Annotated in this window: 17 protein-coding genes and 1 tRNA gene; all 18 read right to left on the bottom strand. The window is 60.7% G+C overall.

The genetic code is table 11. The features are described 5' to 3' along the window. Positions 1 to 104 precede the first annotated feature (104 nt). Positions 105 to 365, bottom strand: coding sequence for a hypothetical protein (locus tag F3K02_RS08480; protein WP_218179375.1), 261 nt, complete (start codon positions 363 to 365; stop codon positions 105 to 107). Positions 366 to 392: 27 nt separating this feature from the next. Beyond that, the gene (locus tag F3K02_RS27285) at positions 393 to 770 is read right to left on the bottom strand and encodes a hypothetical protein (protein ID WP_218179376.1); all 378 of its coding nucleotides are present in this window, start codon (positions 768 to 770) and stop codon (positions 393 to 395) included. 11 nt (positions 771 to 781) lie between these two features. Continuing rightward, positions 782 to 1294 (bottom strand): hypothetical protein, encoded by a 513-nt coding sequence (locus F3K02_RS08485; RefSeq protein ID WP_177135078.1) that lies wholly within the window; start codon positions 1292 to 1294, stop codon positions 782 to 784. Further along, entirely contained in the window at positions 1291 to 3738 is a 2448-nt protein-coding gene (locus F3K02_RS08490; RefSeq protein WP_218179377.1) for a DUF3987 domain-containing protein, read from the bottom strand. The genes F3K02_RS08485 and F3K02_RS08490 overlap by 4 nt, the downstream gene beginning before the upstream one ends. Next, a complete protein-coding gene (locus F3K02_RS08495) occupies positions 3722 to 4021 on the bottom strand; it encodes a hypothetical protein (protein WP_177135082.1) in 300 nt (99 codons plus the stop codon). Before F3K02_RS08495 ends, F3K02_RS08490 begins: the two co-directional genes overlap by 17 nt. A gap of 9 nt (positions 4022 to 4030) precedes the next feature. Then, positions 4031 to 4288 carry a helix-turn-helix transcriptional regulator gene (locus F3K02_RS08500; RefSeq protein WP_177135084.1) on the bottom strand — a complete coding sequence of 86 codons (258 nt, stop codon included), beginning with the start codon at positions 4286 to 4288 and terminating at the stop codon, positions 4031 to 4033. Between the two features lie 377 nt (positions 4289 to 4665). After that, positions 4666 to 5937, bottom strand: a complete 1272-nt coding sequence (locus F3K02_RS08505) for a tyrosine-type recombinase/integrase (protein ID WP_177135086.1) — start codon at positions 5935 to 5937, stop codon at positions 4666 to 4668. Between the two features lie 204 nt (positions 5938 to 6141). Continuing rightward, positions 6142 to 6218: transfer RNA gene (locus F3K02_RS08510), tRNA-Pro, on the bottom strand. Positions 6219 to 6253: 35 nt separating this feature from the next. Beyond that, a complete protein-coding gene (locus tag F3K02_RS08515) occupies positions 6254 to 6706 on the bottom strand; it encodes a MerR family transcriptional regulator (RefSeq protein WP_177135088.1) in 453 nt (150 codons plus the stop codon). 192 nt (positions 6707 to 6898) lie between these two features. Further along, positions 6899 to 7225, bottom strand: a complete 327-nt coding sequence (locus tag F3K02_RS08520; protein ID WP_177135091.1) for an integration host factor subunit alpha — start codon at positions 7223 to 7225, stop codon at positions 6899 to 6901. Positions 7226 to 7256: 31 nt separating this feature from the next. Further along, entirely contained in the window at positions 7257 to 9683 is a 2427-nt protein-coding gene (pheT, locus tag F3K02_RS08525; protein WP_177135093.1) for a phenylalanine--tRNA ligase subunit beta, read from the bottom strand. 18 nt (positions 9684 to 9701) lie between these two features. Then, positions 9702 to 10754: a phenylalanine--tRNA ligase subunit alpha gene (gene pheS, locus F3K02_RS08530; protein ID WP_177135095.1), complete on the bottom strand. Its 1053-nt coding sequence runs from the start codon at positions 10752 to 10754 to the stop codon at positions 9702 to 9704. A 126-nt stretch (positions 10755 to 10880) separates the two neighbouring features. Further along, positions 10881 to 11240 carry a 50S ribosomal protein L20 gene (gene rplT, locus F3K02_RS08535; RefSeq protein ID WP_066151478.1) on the bottom strand — a complete coding sequence of 120 codons (360 nt, stop codon included), beginning with the start codon at positions 11238 to 11240 and terminating at the stop codon, positions 10881 to 10883. A gap of 24 nt (positions 11241 to 11264) precedes the next feature. Beyond that, the gene (gene rpmI / locus F3K02_RS08540) at positions 11265 to 11468 is read right to left on the bottom strand and encodes a 50S ribosomal protein L35 (protein WP_069048846.1); all 204 of its coding nucleotides are present in this window, start codon (positions 11466 to 11468) and stop codon (positions 11265 to 11267) included. Positions 11469 to 11648: 180 nt separating this feature from the next. Then, positions 11649 to 12260, bottom strand: a complete 612-nt coding sequence (infC, locus tag F3K02_RS08545) for a translation initiation factor IF-3 (protein WP_343067054.1) — start codon at positions 12258 to 12260, stop codon at positions 11649 to 11651. A gap of 106 nt (positions 12261 to 12366) precedes the next feature. Next, complete coding sequence (gene thrS, locus F3K02_RS08550) at positions 12367 to 14274, bottom strand: threonine--tRNA ligase (RefSeq protein WP_177135097.1); 1908 nt, start codon at positions 14272 to 14274, stop codon at positions 12367 to 12369. Positions 14275 to 14486: 212 nt separating this feature from the next. Beyond that, positions 14487 to 14876, bottom strand: coding sequence for a DUF4189 domain-containing protein (locus F3K02_RS27965; RefSeq protein ID WP_177135099.1), 390 nt, complete (start codon positions 14874 to 14876; stop codon positions 14487 to 14489). Between the two features lie 221 nt (positions 14877 to 15097). Continuing rightward, positions 15098 to 16429 (bottom strand): isocitrate lyase, encoded by a 1332-nt coding sequence (gene aceA / locus F3K02_RS08560; RefSeq protein ID WP_177135101.1) that lies wholly within the window; start codon positions 16427 to 16429, stop codon positions 15098 to 15100. Between the last annotated feature and the right edge of the window lie 87 nt (positions 16430 to 16516).

Raw genomic sequence — 16516 nt, forward strand, 5'->3', positions numbered from 1 at the left:
TCTAGCGGCGCGCGAGGCGTTCAAGCCTATTCATCTCCGCCAACTCAGCACCGAGCGCCTTGGACAGCGCGCGCAGTTGTCCGCGCACACCGCCTCGGTTCGCATTACTTGCCACCTTCTTTTTTCCCTCGGGCGTTTTTGGCCCTGTGGACTGTTCCCACGGCTTCCAGCGCCTGATCAGCTCGGCCTGGCGCTGTCTGCGCTCCAAAGTCCAAGACTTCGCCATTATCGACCTCCAATAGTTTGTTTGGCTTGCTTTCAAAATTTTCCGCGCCCGTGGGCGGCTGGCTGTTGTTGACTTGCTGGTGCCCGTGGGCGATGTTGGTCTGCTTGATGTAAGGCATGGGGTTCTTGATGATCGACAAGGTTTCTGCGGTGGCCCTGGACTGGGCTTAGGCCTTCAGCGCCAGCCGCATCAACACCTCAATGCCCTTGAAGCTCTCTTGTCGGCCCGACCGCTGCGCGAGGTTGTTGAACAACATGTCCAGTGTCAGCAGTTGATTGGCAAGCATGCGCTCGACTCGCCCCAGGTCGCCCGCAACAGTTTCGTCACCAGCCCTCTTCATTTCGACCACCAGGTCCGCAACGTCAAGGGCTTCACCACCTCCTGAGAACTGTTTCAGTGTCGCAGCCGACAGCACCGACCCCGTAACCAGTTTCGCAATCGTCTGCGAATTGGTGTCCTTGCTTGCCGCGATCTTGTAGGCATTGGGATCAGACTTTGGGGATGCCGGCACAGCTGCCTTGGGGCGTGTCTTTTTCGTTTCCATGGTGGGGCTCCTTAAGCTGCATTGTTCGTGGCAGGTGGGTATCCGCTGCATCGCTGCAAAATCTTCACCAGATCGGGGGCCAACCCGTCTCGCGCAACGTCGGCCACACCCCAGTTGCCACAGCGCCAGCGGCCACGGCCTTGCAGGTGGGCACATTCCAAGCAAAGTCGCCGGTCGTCTGATTCACGGTCGCGAATCACCAGCTTGTCGGCCGAGCGCTCGGCGTCGTCCAGGCTCAGGCCTTTGTCGGTGAACTGGGCAAGCCGCGCCGTGAAGGTGTCGATTTCCTGCCCGTTCATGGCGTCGCTGTGTGGCCAGCAGTAGCGGTCGGTGTCCGCCGCCAGAGTTTCGGCAGCGGCGTCGTTCGCTGCAGCCTTGAGGGCTTTGATTTTCTGAATTGGCACCGGAGGGCACGCTACGAAACCAACGAAACCTGCCTCGTGGTCCGCCTCTGGGGGTTGTGTAGGTTTTGTAGCGTCCTGGTCCAGAGCTGTTTGCCTTTTAAGTCGTGCCAGCCAGCTCATGAGCGGCCTCCTTTCAGCAGTGCAGGATGGATCTGGTAGCGCTCGGTGGGACGGCCACCAGAGGGCCCAGCCGGGACCGACTCACGCGCCAGCCATCCGTAGTCCGCCAGCAAGTCAGCGGCCTTGCGCACCGCATCGGGAGTGCCCAGCCCCGCCCAGTGCTTCACTGCCACCAGCCGCGGCGTGAATGCCTCCAGGATCACGCCGTCGCCGTCGCACAGCTTGCCCGCCCTGATCTTGTCCAGCAGTTGTTTGGCACCGGCGGTTTCCGGTATCACTGCCGCCGCGTAGATGCGTTCTGCGTGGCTGCGCAGGTACTCGCCCCAGGCCACAGCCCGGATCAGTTCTGTCGGATGGATCGCCCCGCCGCTATCCGGAGTGTCCACCAGGGCAAAGATCAGGGCCAGAGCCGGAATCAGCTTGCGGTACTTGCTCAGATGAGACACCAGCGCCGGGTGCAGGTCCTCGCCTCTGATTTCGTTTTCAAATGGGACCAGCCATTCCTCAAACAAGGCTTGGGCCCCAGGAGTGAAGCGCCATTCCTGGGGGGCGGTGTCGCTGGCCGGGCGCAGTTGGCCCAACCGATCGAAAACGGCCCATGCCGCCTGTTTCGCTGGGGTATCAGGCCACCGATCCACATACACAAACTCGCGGCTCACATCTGGCCACACGGCCAACCCAAAGCGTTGCAACAGACCATCGTCACCCGCTCCGCCGGCCACTGCCTCACGCACATAGCTCTGCAGCTTGCCCGGCTGGATACCGCCCAGCATGGCCAAACAGACTCGGGGGATGTAGGACTCCCCGCGCCCGATGCGGTCCACCGCGTGGCCTTGGTTGCCGTCATAGCCGGTCAGGTAGAAACCGCGTGCGCCCTCCTGCCCCTGCCGGTCCATGCTGCACAGCAGGCCGTGGATTTCATCGCGGTACACCAGCACGCCCCACTGATTCACCGTCAACAGTTCCCCCAGCTTTTCCACCGTGGCATCGTTGACCACGTAGCGCCGCGCCAGAGGCTCGACTGGGGTGTCACCCGGCGCCAACAGTGCCCGCGCCTTGGCCGGCTCCTTGGCGGCCAAACCTCGGGCCTGTTTCGCGTTGGCTTCAGCGGCCATGTCCGCCACCATGCAATCGAGTTGCCACGCTTCATGTGCAGCCTGCCACTGTTCGCGCTCGGTCGCTTCCAGCCGATGCAGGGGCTTCAGCACTTCGGACAAGGCTGGGGACTTCATCACACCGGGCCTACCCACGATCAAGCCCCAAAGATTCGGCACCACGCGCCAGTCGTCCCGAGCCTTGGGAGCCACCACAGCGCGCGCACCGATCAGGCTTGAAAGCGCCACCACAGCGCCCACCGCCGTGAAGTCCGGGGGGCATTGCATCCGATGGGCAATATCCGCCACCCAGCCGCGCAGCGCCTTGGGCAACAGTTCGTCATCAAACGCTGGCACCGCCGGCAAGGCATCGGGCAGTGGCACCGGATCAGGCCAGGGTGCCATCGCAGTCGAGTCGGGGAACTCAGGGAACATCTGCACGGACTCGACCGGCATCGCTGCATCTATGCATGTGCGCACCGCGTCAGGCCCGACCATCTGGTGTAGATCATTGAAGTCGGTCGCGCCGTCTGGTCGGTCGCTGCCGAAATCAGGTTTTGTCAGGTACCCACCTTGGGCCCGGGCAGCCTCGGTTGCTTTGGTCAGGCCCGGATTGCCAGGGGTGCCCACATCATCATCGGCGGCAAGAATAATCTTCAGCGCCGGGTGTTTGGCCCGTAGTGCCTCCGTCACAGCCCGCAGGTTGCCAGCGTTAAAGGCAACTGCCACCGCGTGCCCGGTGACCTCGTGGATGCTGACACCGGTCGCGTAACCCTCGCATACGATCAGCACGCCGTCAGGCTTGCCAACAGCGTGATAACAGCCCTTCACCCTTCCGCCAGGTTGAAACCGCTTGCTGCCGTCTGGTGCGATAGTTTGAAGGCTGTGCAGCTTGCCCAATGTGTCGCGCATCGGGATCACCAGATGATGACCGTCACACTTGATGCCGTGGGGCTTAATGCCTTTGCGAGTCAGGTAGACGTGCTCTGTCGCCGGGATCGCCTGTTTCCAGATCAGCGCCGCCGCCTCGCTGGCCTGTTGCTGTCGCCGCGCCTGTTCGGCCTCACGCTGTGCCTGCATGGCCTTGATGCGCTGCCGATGGGCTTCACGCTCGGCAGGGGTCATGGCGTTATCGGCTTTCGCGCACCAACTCGATTGCAAACCGCTGCGCCAGCATCCAAAAGCCCCGGCAGGTGTACCGTCCAGGTGCAGCGTGTACCAACCCGAATCGTCCTTGGCTTTGCCGTTCGTGCTGAAGCGATGCAAGCGACCATCGGCCACGATTTCATCGGGTGGGGTCAGGCTAGCGGCCAGGATTGCCGCCTGAAACTCTTCAGTGGGACCTTGCATGACGATCACAGCCGTCCCCCGATCTGTTCCAGAAACCGCCGCGCCGAGTCGATGGAGGGCAGGTAGCGACCAGCCCCCAGCGTTCCGCCCAATACGTTACAGGCCCGTCTGTCGGGTCTGGGTGGTGCAGGGTGTGGCCCTTCAACGCATCGGCCGCGCGCAGTGTTGAAAACGCTTTGTAGTTGCGCTCGCTGGTGGGAAAATTTGGTTTGTTGATCGTGTTGCCTGCCGTGGGATTGCCGTCCTCGGTGGGCATTTTTTTTGAGGTGTTGTTGATCGTCATGTCCACCCCTTAATCCGCCATCAACACCGCCAGCTTTGCCGCACGCCTGGCGTGAAGTTGCTTCACCAGTTCGCGGATTTGTTCATCCGTCTGGCCTGCTATGCGCGCCGCGTTGATCGCCTGCACTTCGTCGCTAGGCCAACCGCTTGAGCGTTCCCCAATCTTGACCGGCTGTGTCCAAAGGCCGACTCGGATCAGCCCGTAAATGCTCGCGTGGGAACGATACCCAGCTTCATCCTTACATCGTTCGATTCGCCAAATTGCCATCGCTGCCCATCCTTGTTTGGCGATTTACGCCGTTGCCACAGATGGAGCAATGATGCAAGTTTTTCGCAGTACTGTTATGTGAAAACGACCAGAAAACGGGTGACATTTTCAATTAAATCAATGACTTAACAGACTGTCGTGAAATTGCATTTCAAAAAATACTCGGGATAAAAACTCCATTGAATCAATGACTTATTGGGTATTTTTGCGCAGAAACAACGGAATCGCTCAATACATACGATGTTGCAGTTGTCGACGTAGCCGTCTATGGGGCCATCTTTCGCCAAACGACCTAAGAACCTCAACATTCAGAACCGCCATTTACACAACGACCCATGGCCAATACCCACCCCTTTGGGCCACGGCTTAAGAACGTCTCAAGCCGCTCGGTGTAGCAGTATCAAGTCTGCACCCGCACCCGCGCCCGCGCCCGCGCCCGCGCCCGCTGCCAGCTTGTCCAGATAGTCCGCCCACCGCTGCAGCATGTCCGCGCGTTGTTTCAGGTAGGTGGTGCGGTTGTAGGCCCGTCCGTTGGCATCCTTCACCGAGTGGGCCAACTGTGCTTCAATCACCAGCGGGTCAAACTCCAACACTTCATCCAACAGGGTCCGCGCCGTGGCTCTAAAGCCGTGAACGGTCTGTACATCGGACCCATAGCCCAGCGTCTGAAGCGCCGCGCGAAGAGTGTTGTCGCTGATCGGGATAGATCGGGATTTCTCACCGGGGAACAACAGCACACCATCGCCAGTCAGGTAGTGCAGTTCGCGCAAGATGGCCACCGCCTGGGTGGGAAGGGGCACCAAATGGGGATCGCCATGTTCCTTGCCTTGATAGGTGCGTTTCATGCGCTTGGCTTGGATCGTCCACAGAGCCGCGTCCAGGTCGAACTCGGACCATTCCGCCGCGCGCAGCTCGGTCGGTCGCTGAAACAGCATCGGTGCTAGTTGCAGCGCGGCCCGCACGATCAGCCCACCCTTGTAAATCCGGATCGCCCGGATCAGTTCGCCCACCTTCACAGGGTCGGTGATCGCCGCGAAGTGTCGGCCCTTGTGTGGCGTCAGTGCGCCCTTCAAGTCCATGGCGATGTTGCGGCCCGCCTGTCCGGTGGCCACCGCGTAGGCGAACACAGCCCTCGCCGTGGTCAACACACGGTGAGCCACGTCAAACGATCCCCGCGCTTCCACACGCCGCAGCGTCTGCAACAGTTCCGCCGGCTCAATATCCCCAATGCGCCGCTTACCCACCCAAGGTAACAAGTCTTTTTCCAGGTTGCGCAGTTCGCGTACTTGATGGTGCCCGCTCCATAACGGTGATTTTTTGCCGTACCACTCCCGCGCCACATGCTCGAAGGTTTCGCCCTCGCTCATGGCCCGTTTGAGCCTGTCAATCTTGCGCGCCTGCACCGGATCGAAGCCGTCTGCCTTCTTGAGCTTTGCAGCGTCCCGCGCCTTGCGCGCCGACGTCAGGGTGACCGCTGGATAGCTCCCCAAAGCCATCCGCCCCTCCTTGCCGTCCTTGTAGGTTTTCCAGAACCACCGCTTGGATCCTTGAGGGCTCACCTCAAGGTAAAGGCCGCCAGCATCGGTCAGCCGTTCGCGCTTCTTGCCCTCTGGACATGTTGCATTTCGGCACTGGGCATCGGTCAGCATGGGGTTCCCCGGTTGGTTGTTGCCCGGCGGTTCGGGGTCTGTTCCCCGGTTTTGAGAAAAACCGGGTTTCGTTCCCCGGTATGTTCCCCGCTACCATGCTGGCTGTCAATGTCAGCCCCTGTACCCCGCTGCAGGGTAAGCCGTTGATTTTCCAAAGAAAAAGCCCGTTAGGTATATGCTCCTAACGGGCTTTATCTCGATAAATGGTCGGCGTGGCGGGATTCGAACTCGCGACCCCTTGCACCCCATGCAAGTGCGCTACCAGGCTGCGCTACACGCCGACAAGCCTTGCATTATAGCCGGCTATTTGGACGATTCAGTCCTGAACACTCAGAAGCTCGCGAATTTCCAGCAGTTCGCGTCGCACCCCCACCCATTCAGCACCTGAGCTATGGCTCACCGACTTGGTCAATACTTGGTCAGCCTCCCCAACCACCAGCGGTGCCGCAACCTCAAAGTCAATCACTTCGATCACTTCACTGTCTTCATGACGACGCTGGTCCCGTTCGGCCTGCACGAGCTCCTGCAGTTTGTTGCGCGCGCCACTGATGGTGAACCCCTGGTCGTACAACAGCTCGCGTATGCGACGGATCATCAGGACTTCATGGTGCTGGTAGTAACGCCGATTACCACGTCGCTTCATCGGGCGCAGCTGGGTAAACTCCTGCTCCCAATACCGCAGCACATGCGGCTTCACACCGCAAAGCTCGCCCACTTCACCGATGGTGAAGTAGCGCTTGGCGGGGATGGGAGGCAGCGTTTTTTCCATGAAAATCAAGGCGGTAGAGACCGAACCTTGAAATTTACTCTAACACAGGCTGACAAGGTTAAGCGCAACAAAATTTCCGTACAAACTGTTGCAAATGCCACTGCGAGAGGGTTCACCACCTTGAACAGGTGAGCACTTCCGACGTAAAAAAGCCCGGCGGCCCAAGCCCCGGGCTTTGGTCACATCGCGGGATCAGTTGCCGATCACCGCTGTTTGCACCTGCTCCTTGAGCTTCGGGCTAGCGTGAAATGTGACAACGCGACGCGCTTCGATGGCGACCGGTTCGCCAGTGCGCGGGTTGCGGCCGGGTCGCGGTGCCTTGGTGCGGATCTGAAAGTTGCCGAAGCCGGAAATTTTCACATCGGTCCCTTCGACCAAGCTGTCCGTGACCAGGTCGAAAAAGGCGTCGATCATGTCCTTGGATTCACGCTTGTTCAGTCCGATCTGGTCAAACAGCAATTCGGCCAACTGCGCTTTGGTCAGCGCTGGGGTCTCCAGGCTTTCGACAGCAAGTTCCATGTGTTGATGCTCCATCCTGGTTTTTGTTTGCTCAAGCACGCAGCCGGGCAGCCACACGCTGGGCGAGTGCTTCGAGTGCGCCTTTGACCGCGCCATCGATCTCTTCGTCGGTCAGTGTAGCGTCGTCCCGGTTCAGGGTCAGGCGCACGGCCAGACTCTTTTCATCAGCGGCCAGGCCACCCGCAGGCGCGTCACCCAGCTTCTTCGGCCGGTACACGTCGAACAGCACCGCTTGGCGGAGCAGCTCACCCCCGCCTGCATGAACCGCATCCATCACGGCCGCGTGGGTGACCGACTCCTTGACCACAATGGCCAGATCGCGATCCACGGGTTGGTGGCGGCTCACGGCCTGGAACACCGGCACATCGCGTTGCAGTACGGCATCCAGCTCCAGCTCAAACATCACGGGCGCCAGAGCCAGATCGTAGGCTTGGCGCCATTTGGGGTGCAGCTCGCCCACGTGGCCGATGCAACGATCACCCAGCCACACACTCGCACAACGACCGGGGTGCATTGCTGGATGTTCGCTCGGCCGGAAGCTCGCCTGCATCGGCGCCAACAGGGACTGCACATCGCCTTTGACGTCGAAAAAGTCGACCGCGCGATCGGCACGGCCCCACTGCAGCGCATCGACTGGGCCGTAGCACAGACCAGCGGCCCGCATGGGCTGGTCAAAGCCAGCCACGGTGGTGTCGCTGTCCTTCACCGCAGCGTCTTTGCGGAACACACGACCCAGCTCGAACAGGCGCACGCGCTGGGCCTTGCGATCCAGGTTGAACTTGAGCACAGCGATCAGGCTGCCGAGCAGCGAGGAGCGCATCACGCTCATCTGGCTAGCGATCGGGTTCAGCAGCTTGATCGGGTCGGTATTGCCAGCCAACTCGTGTTCCCAGCGCTCTTCCACAAAACTGAAATTGATGGTTTCCTGGTAGCCGAGTTGCGCCAGTTGCCGGCGCACCGCGAACGGGCCACGCTTGGCCTCGGTGCGCAGCTTGGCGGTGATGGGCGCCAGCGGCGGATTCGTGGGCAGTTGCTCGTAGCCGATCACGCGAGCCACTTCTTCGATCAGGTCTTCCTCGATCTGCAGATCGAAGCGGAAGGCCGGCGGCGCCACGGTCACGGTGCCCTCGCCTTCGGTCACGTCCAGGCCCAAGCGGCGCAAGGCACCCGCGCATTGCGCTTGCGTGACCGGCATGCCGATGACCTTGGCCGCACGGGCCACGCGCAGCGTAACCGGCTTGCCCTCGGGCAGCGCCAGCGTCTGGTCATCCAGCGGGCCGGCCTGACCACCGCAGATGTCCAGCACCAGTTGCGTGATGCGCTCGACGTGTTCAGCGGTCGTTGACGGGTCCACACCACGTTCGAAGCGGTGGCCCGCATCGGTGCTGAAGTTGTAGCGGCGCGAGCGGCCAGCGATGGCCTTGGGCCACCAGAAAGCGGCTTCGATGAAGATGTTCTGCGTGTCGTCGGACACCGCCGTGGCGTCGCCACCCATGATGCCGGCCAGCGACTCGACCTGCTGGTCGTCGGCGATCACGCCGACTTCGGCATCCACCGTGATGGTGTTGCCGTTGAGCAGCTTGAGCTGTTCGCCTTCATGGCCCCAGCGCACCTGCAGGCCGCCGTGGATCTTGTCGAGGTCGAAGATGTGCGAGGGGCGGCCCAGCTCGAACATCACGTAGTTGGAGATGTCCACCAGCGGTGAAATGCTGCGCTGGCCGCAGCGCGCCAGGCGCTCGACCATCCAGGCTGGCGTCTGCGCTGTGGTGTTCACGCCGCGCACGATGCGACCGCTGAAACGACCGCACAGGTCGGGCGCCTGGACGCTCACCGGCAGCTGATCCTGCACCTGCACCGCGACCTTGGAGAACTCGGGCAACAGAAGCGGCGCCCCCGTCAGAGCCGACACCTCGCGCGCGATACCGAACACGCTCAGGCAGTGCGCCAGGTTGGGCGTGAGCTTGAGCGTGAACAGCATGTCGTCCAGTCCCAGCTGCTCGCGGATGTTGCGGCCGATAACGGCATTTTCACCCAGCTCCAGCAGGCCGTTGCTCTCTTCCGAAATCTGCAGTTCCTTGGCCGAGCACAGCATGCCCTCGCTCTCGACACCGCGAAGCTTGCCCAGCTTGATGGCGAATGGCTTGCCGTCCTCACCCGGCGGCAGCAGCGCGCCGACGGTGGCACACGGGATTTTGATGCCGGCACGCGCATTCGGCGCTCCGCAGACGATGTTGAGCGGAGCGCCCTGCCCCACGTCCACCTGGCACACGCGCAGGCGATCGGCGTTCGGGTGTTGCTCGGCGCTCAGTATCTGGCCCACCACCACACCGGTGAAGGCGGGAGCAAAGGGGCGCAGCTCTTCGACTTCCAGACCGGCCATGGTCAGGGTATCGGCCAGTTGCTGACTGGTCAGGGATGGGTTGCAAAAGGCGCGCAGCCAGGATTCGGGAAATTGCATCGTGTCGTACCGAAGAGGTCAGCGGAACTGCGAGAGGAAGCGGATATCGCCATCGAAAAAGAGGCGCAGATCGTTCACGCCGTAGCGCAGCATGGTCAAGCGGTCCGGACCCATGCCGAAGGCAAAGCCGATGTAGCGCTCGGGGTCCAACCCCATGTTGCGCACCACGTTCGGATGCACCTCGCCTGAACCTGCCACCTCCAGCCAGCGTCCGGCCAATGGGCCACTCTGGAACTGGATGTCGATTTCGGCACTGGGCTCGGTGAACGGGAAAAAACTGGGGCGGAAACGCAGCACCAGATCGTCGGACTCAAAAAAGGTGCGGCAGAAATCGGTGAACACGACCTTGAGGTCCTTGAAGCTCACGTTCTCACCGATCCACAGGCCCTCGCACTGGTGGAACATGGGAGAGTGCGTCGCATCGCTGTCCACCCGGTAGGTGCGACCCGGCGCGATGACGCGGATTTCAGGCATGGGCAGACCCGCGTCCAGTGCGGCACGGTGGCGCTTGACATGCTGCACCGCGTGGCGGATCTGCATCGGGCTGGTGTGGGTGCGCAGCAGGTTCGGCGCCTTCGCACTACCGCCTTCCACGTAGAAGGTGTCGTGCATGGAACGCGCCGGGTGGTCTTCGGGCGTGTTCAGCGCGGTGAAGTTGAACCAGTCGGATTCGATCTCGGGGCCATCGGCCACCTCAAAGCCCTGTGAGCTGAAGATCGCTTCGATGCGCTCCAGCGTCAGGCTCACAGGATGTAAACCACCCTGCCCACGCTGTCGGCCTGGCAGACTCACGTCGAGCGCCTCCGCCTTGAGCTGGGTTTCGAGCTCTGCATCGGCCAGCGCCTGGCGCCTCGCATTGAGGGCAGCTTCGATGGCCTGCTTGGCCACGTTGATCGCGGCTCCACGGGTCTTTTTCTCCTCGACCGGGAGCGCCGCCATGCCCTTCATCAGCTCGGTGATGCGGCCCGATTTGCCCAGATACTGGGCTTTGGCATTTTCCAGATCGGCCGGGGTAGCTGCTTGCGCGAAGCCAGCGCGGGCGCTGTCAACCAGTGCGTCCAACTCGTTCATGTGTGTCTTGTGCAGAGAAATGAAAAAAGGGGCTGAGAGCAGCGAGGGAATCCCTCAAGCCTCAACCCCTTTGAGCGACGGGAAACCGCCATCACCCTTGCGGGCAACGACGCTCTCCGCCGTGAATCAAGCGGCCAGCTTGGCTTTGACTTGCTCCACGATGCTGTTGAAAGCAGCAACGTCGTTCACGGCCAGATCGGCCAGGACCTTGCGGTCGATCTCGATCTGGGCCTTCTTCAGGCCGTTGGCGAACTGGCTGTACGTCAGGCCGCAAGCACGTGCACCGGCGTTGATACGCGCGATCCACAGCTGACGGAAAACGCGCTTCTTGGTGCGGCGGTCACGGTAGGCGTACTGACCGGCCTTCATCACCGCCTGTTTGGCGATGCGGAAGACATTACCGCGGCGACCGCGGAAACCTTTGGCAAGGGCGAGAACTTTTTTGTGACGGGCGCGTGCCGTTACACCACGTTTGACGCGAGGCATGTGTGACTCCTTGTTCGTCGTTGATCAAATACCCATGCCGGGCAGCATCTGCGCCATGTGACCCATATTGGTCTCATGGACAGTCACTGCTCCACGCAGGTGGCGCTTGGTCTTGGTGGACTTCTTGGTCAGGATGTGACGTTTGAAGGCTTGACCGCGCTTGACGGTGCCACCGGGACGAACGCGGAATCGCTTCTTCGCGCTGCTCTTGGTCTTCATTTTGGGCATCTTCATGCTCCTTTTTCATTTGTGCTCGTGAGGCGCCGCGAACCTTCCGCGGACTTGTTGGCCCCGAGCCACTTTTATGAAAGGCTTTACAGCCCTTCTTTGGCACCCGACCTTTCGGCCGGAGCCTCGGACTGGCAGGAGACTACCCTGCCCGTCCAATTCTGTTTGGCCCTGAAATCTTCAGGTTGCCGGCTGCTCAGCGCTTTGCGCTGCCGCTTCAGACGCCTTCGGGCCGCTGCCACCGGCCTTCTTGCGACCAGGTGCGATCATCATGATCATCTGGCGCCCTTCCAGCTTGGGAAATTGCTCCACGATGATCGAATCGGCCAGCTCATCGCGAATGCGGTTCAACAACGCCAAACCCAAGTCCTGGTGCGTGATCTCGCGGCCACGAAAACGCAGCGTGATCTTGCATTTATCGCCATCGTCAAGAAAGCGCCGGATGTTGCGCATCTTGATGTTGTAGTCACCCTCGTCGGTGCCCGGGCGGAACTTGATTTCCTTGATTTCAATGACCGTCTGCTTGGCCTTCGCTTCCGCTGCCTTCTTCTGCTCCTGGTACTTGAACTTGCCGTAGTCCATCAGGCGACAGACCGGAGGCACTGCGGTGGCGGCAATCTCGACCAGATCCACATCCAGCTCACCTGCCATGCGCAACGCTTCCATCAGACTGACGATACCCAGCGGTTCGTTCTCTGGTCCATTGAGGCGAACCTCGGGAGCCATGATTTCACGGTTCAGTCTGTGTGCACGCTCTTCACGTTGGCGGCGGTCGCGAAAATTGGTAGCTATGGTGTATTCCTTGATGTGGGCTGTTCAGACAGGTGGGCAACCTTCGTCACCCTCAATGCACGAGTCCTGAGCACCGCAGCGAGGGGCATCAACCGGATGTTTGACTTCAAACTTTGGATGAAACGTCTGCCGCAATCAGTCTGGAAAAGTCTTCCAGCGGCATGACCCCGAGGTCTTTGTTACCTCGCGCCCGAACAGCCACGGCGCCGGCGGCCTTCTCTTTGTCGCCCACGACAAGGATGTAAGGCCGCTTCTGCAACGCGTGCTCCCGTATTTTATACGTTATTTTTTCATTGCGCAGATCGGTCTCGACTCTAAGCCCTTGATTCTGCAGAGTTTTCGTGATTTCACGACAATAATCGGCCTGTGAATCGGTGATATTGAGCACCGATACCTGCACTGGCGCAAGCCAGACGGGCAATGCACCCGCGTGTTCCTCGATCAGAATCCCGATGAATCGCTCCAGGCTGCCGACGATGGCACGGTGCAGCATGACCGGGCGATGGCGCGCGCCGTCCTCACCCACGTACTCGGCATCCAGCCGATCGGGCATGGAGAAGTCCACCTGGATCGTGCCGCACTGCCACTGGCGCCCGATAGCATCCTTCAGCGTGTATTCGATCTTGGGACCATAGAAAGCGCCCTCGCCCGGGGAGATCTCAAACTCGCACCCGGAGGCGCGCAAGCTCTCCATCAAGGCGTGCTCGGCCTTGTCCCAGCTTTCATCGCTGCCGATGCGCGCATCGGGCCGGGTGGCGATCTTGTAGATGATGTTCTTGAAACCAAAGTCGGCGTACACCTTCTGCAGCAGAGCGGTGTAGGCCACGCATTCGCCCAGGATCATGTCTTCGGTGCAAAAGATGTGACCATCGTCCTGCGTGAACGCGCGCACACGCATGATGCCGTGCAGGCCACCGGTAGGCTCGTTGCGGTGGCACTGTCCGAACTCCCCATAACGCAACGGCAGATCACGATAGCTCTTGATGCCCTGCTTGAAAATCAGAATGTGACCGGGGCAATTCATCGGCTTGAGCGCGTATTCACGTTTTTCCGACTCGGTGGTGAACATGTTGTCGCGGTACTTATCCCAGTGGCCGGTTTTTTCCCACAAGCCTTTGTCCAGGATCTGCGGACCCTTGACTTCCTGGTAGCCGTTGTCACGGTAGACCTGCCGCATGTACTGCTCGACACCTTGCCACACCGTCCAGCCCTTGGGGTGCCAGAACACAGTGCCGGGCGAATGCTCGTCGATGTGAAAAAGGTCCAGCTCACGGCCTAATTTGCGGTGGTCGCGCTTTTCAGCCTCCTCCAGCATTGTCAGGTGCTGTTGGAGTTCGTCTTTGGTGGCCCAGGCGGTGCCGTAGATGCGCTGCAGCATCTCGTTGCGATGGTCGCCGCGCCAGTAGGCACCCGCCACTTTCATGAGTTTGAAGTGCTTGAGCTTGCCCGTGCTCGGCACGTGCGGTCCACGGCAAAGGTCTTCAAACTTTCCTTCGCGATACAGCGACACATCCTCATTGCTCGGGATGCTGGCGATGATCTCGGCCTTGTAGTGCTCCCCCAGACTCTTGAAATAGGCCACAGCCTCGTCGCGCTGCAGCACGCGGCGCACCACCGGCTCGTCCTTGTTGGCCAGCTCGGTCATTTTTTTCTCGATGGCCACCAGATCGTCCGGCGTGAACGGGCGCTTGTACGAAAAGTCGTAAAAGAAACCGTGCTCGATCACCGGGCCGATGGTCACCTGCGCATCGGGAAACAGCTCCTTCACGGCATAGGCCAGCAAGTGGGCAGTGGAGTGCCGAATCACCTCCAGACCCTCGGCATCCTTGGCGGTGACGATGGACAGTGGGCTGTCAGCCGTGATCTGGAAACTGGTATCCACGACCTTGTCGCCGATCTTGCCCGCTAACGCGGCCTTGGCCAGACCGGAGCCAATCGAAGCAGCCACCTCGGCCACAGTGACCGGACCGGGAAACTCGCGCTGGGAACCGTCGGGAAGTGTGATGTGAAGCATGGGGAAGTCCAGAAACAAAAAAGCGCGGCATGGGCCGCGCTGGATGTGAGAAAGAAGGAATCGGGCAGGCGCGAACTGCAGGCCTCAGAAGGCCAGAGAAAACCTCTCGGTAGTTCGCGGTGTCATAACCGTTTCGCCTTTCGATTTCTTGAGAACATCAACATTACATTTTAGCAGTCAGCCACGCACCAAACTCATCACACAGGCCTCGGTCAGTTGCACTGTGTCCCCAGCGTCAGCTGAATGAGACAAGCAGAACCTCCCTTGCCAGCACAGGAAGCCGTTGCGCGGTTGTCCGCCTCTTCCTTGGAACCCGCACTGCCGACCCCCCAGACCCCATTGGTGCCTCGCGCCAGCGATCCGCATTCACCGTATCCGGAGAACTCCCGCACCACGGTACAGACAGACGCGCCACCACATTCAAAAACAGCATCGCTGTTGGCCTCTGGCTGTGACGAGTAGTTTACTGAAATAGCGCCCACCCCAGTCGATGGGTTGACCGCAATAGCCCCTCGCGGTGTTGAGTCACTCCCCCCGCCTCCGCAGGCCGCCACCACCGACGCAACGACCAATATAGACAGCAGTTTCCAGTTGATTTGCACTTGAAGTTCTCCTTGTTCCTCGACAAAGCTGTTCTACCACGCATGGCCCATACATTTCTTGCACAAATACAGCCAGGCGACAAATGCATCTAGTCTATCGTTCGACATACCCGCAGCGTGTATGAAATTGGCGACAGCAAGAACATGGCCCGGTCACGCCTAAGCGCGCCGGGCCATTCCATTCGGTCTCTATGGGCAGGGCGACGCGCGCCCGCTGGATCTCAGTGGAACTGCTCTTCTTCGGTCGAGCCGGTAAGGGCCTTCACGCTGGAAGAACCGCCCTGGATCACGGTGGTCACGTCGTCGAAGTAACCCGCGCCCACTTCCTGCTGGTGCGACACGAAGGTGTAGCCCTTATCACGCGCGGCGAACTCCTGCTCCTGCACCATTTCGGTGTAGTGCTTCATGCCTTCGCCGCGGGCGTAAGCGTGGGCGAACTGGAAGGTGTTGAACCAGTTGATGTGGATGCCGGCCAGCGTGATGAACTGGTAGCGGTAGCCCAGCGCGGCCAGGTCTTCCTGGAAGGAAGCGATCTGCTTGTCGTCCAGGTTTTTCTTCCAGTTGAAGGAAGGCGAGCAGTTGTACGACAGCAGCTTGCCGGGGCAGGCGGCTTGCACGGCTTGCGCGAATTCACGAGCGAAGCCGATGTCAGGCACGCCGGTCTCGCACCACACCAGATCGGCGTAGGGCGCGTAGGCTACGCCACGGCTGATGGCTTGTTCGAGACCGTTCTTGACGCGGTAGAAGCCCTCTTGCGTGCGCTCGCCGGTCAGGAACGGCTTGTCGTTGGCGTCGTGGTCGCTGGTGATCAGGTTGGCGGCTTCGGCATCGGTACGGGCCAGCACGATGGTAGAGACACCCATCACGTCGGCGGCGAAACGAGCGGCGATCAGCTTTTCGCAGGCTTCCTGCGTGGGCACCAGCACCTTGCCACCCATGTGGCCGCACTTCTTCACAGCGGCCAGCTGGTCTTCGAAGTGAACGCCAGCGGCACCGGCGGCGATCATGTTCTTCATCAGTTCGAAGGCGTTGAGCACGCCACCGAAACCGGCTTCAGCATCGGCCACGATGGGCAGGAAATAGTCCACGAATTCGCTGGAGCCTGGCTCGATGCCACGGCCCCACTGGATTTCGTCGGCGCGCTTGAAGGTGTTGTTGATGCGGCGGACCATGGTCGGCACCGAGTCGTAGGCGTACAGCGACTGGTCGGGGTACATGGTTTCGCTGGTGTTGCCGTCGGCGGCAACCTGCCAGCCCGACAGGTACACGGCTTCCAGGCCGGCCTTGGCCTGCTGCATGGCTTGGCCTGCGGTGATGGCGCCAAAGGCATTGACGTAACCCTTCTTGGCGCCGCCGTTGACCTTGTCCCACAGCTTCTCGGCGCCGCGTTTGGCCAGCGTGTGTTCGATTTGCATGCTGCCGCGCAGACGCACGACGTCAGCGGCGGAGTAGCCGCGCTTCACGCCCTTCCAGCGCGGGTTGGAGGCCCAGTCTTTTTCCAGGGCGTCAATCTGCTGTTGGCGGCTCAGTTGCTCGTTGAGGGATTGGGGCATTTGAAGACTCTCCGTGAGGTTGATGAAAAGGGGTCGGCGTGGTCACCATGCGAGCCCGATGCCGATGTATGAACTTTAAGTCTTATA

Origin of the sequence: Hydrogenophaga aromaticivorans (assembly GCF_013387465.1) — a bacterium.
In the GTDB taxonomy this organism is placed as follows: Bacteria; Pseudomonadota; Gammaproteobacteria; order Burkholderiales; family Burkholderiaceae_C; genus Hydrogenophaga; species Hydrogenophaga aromaticivorans.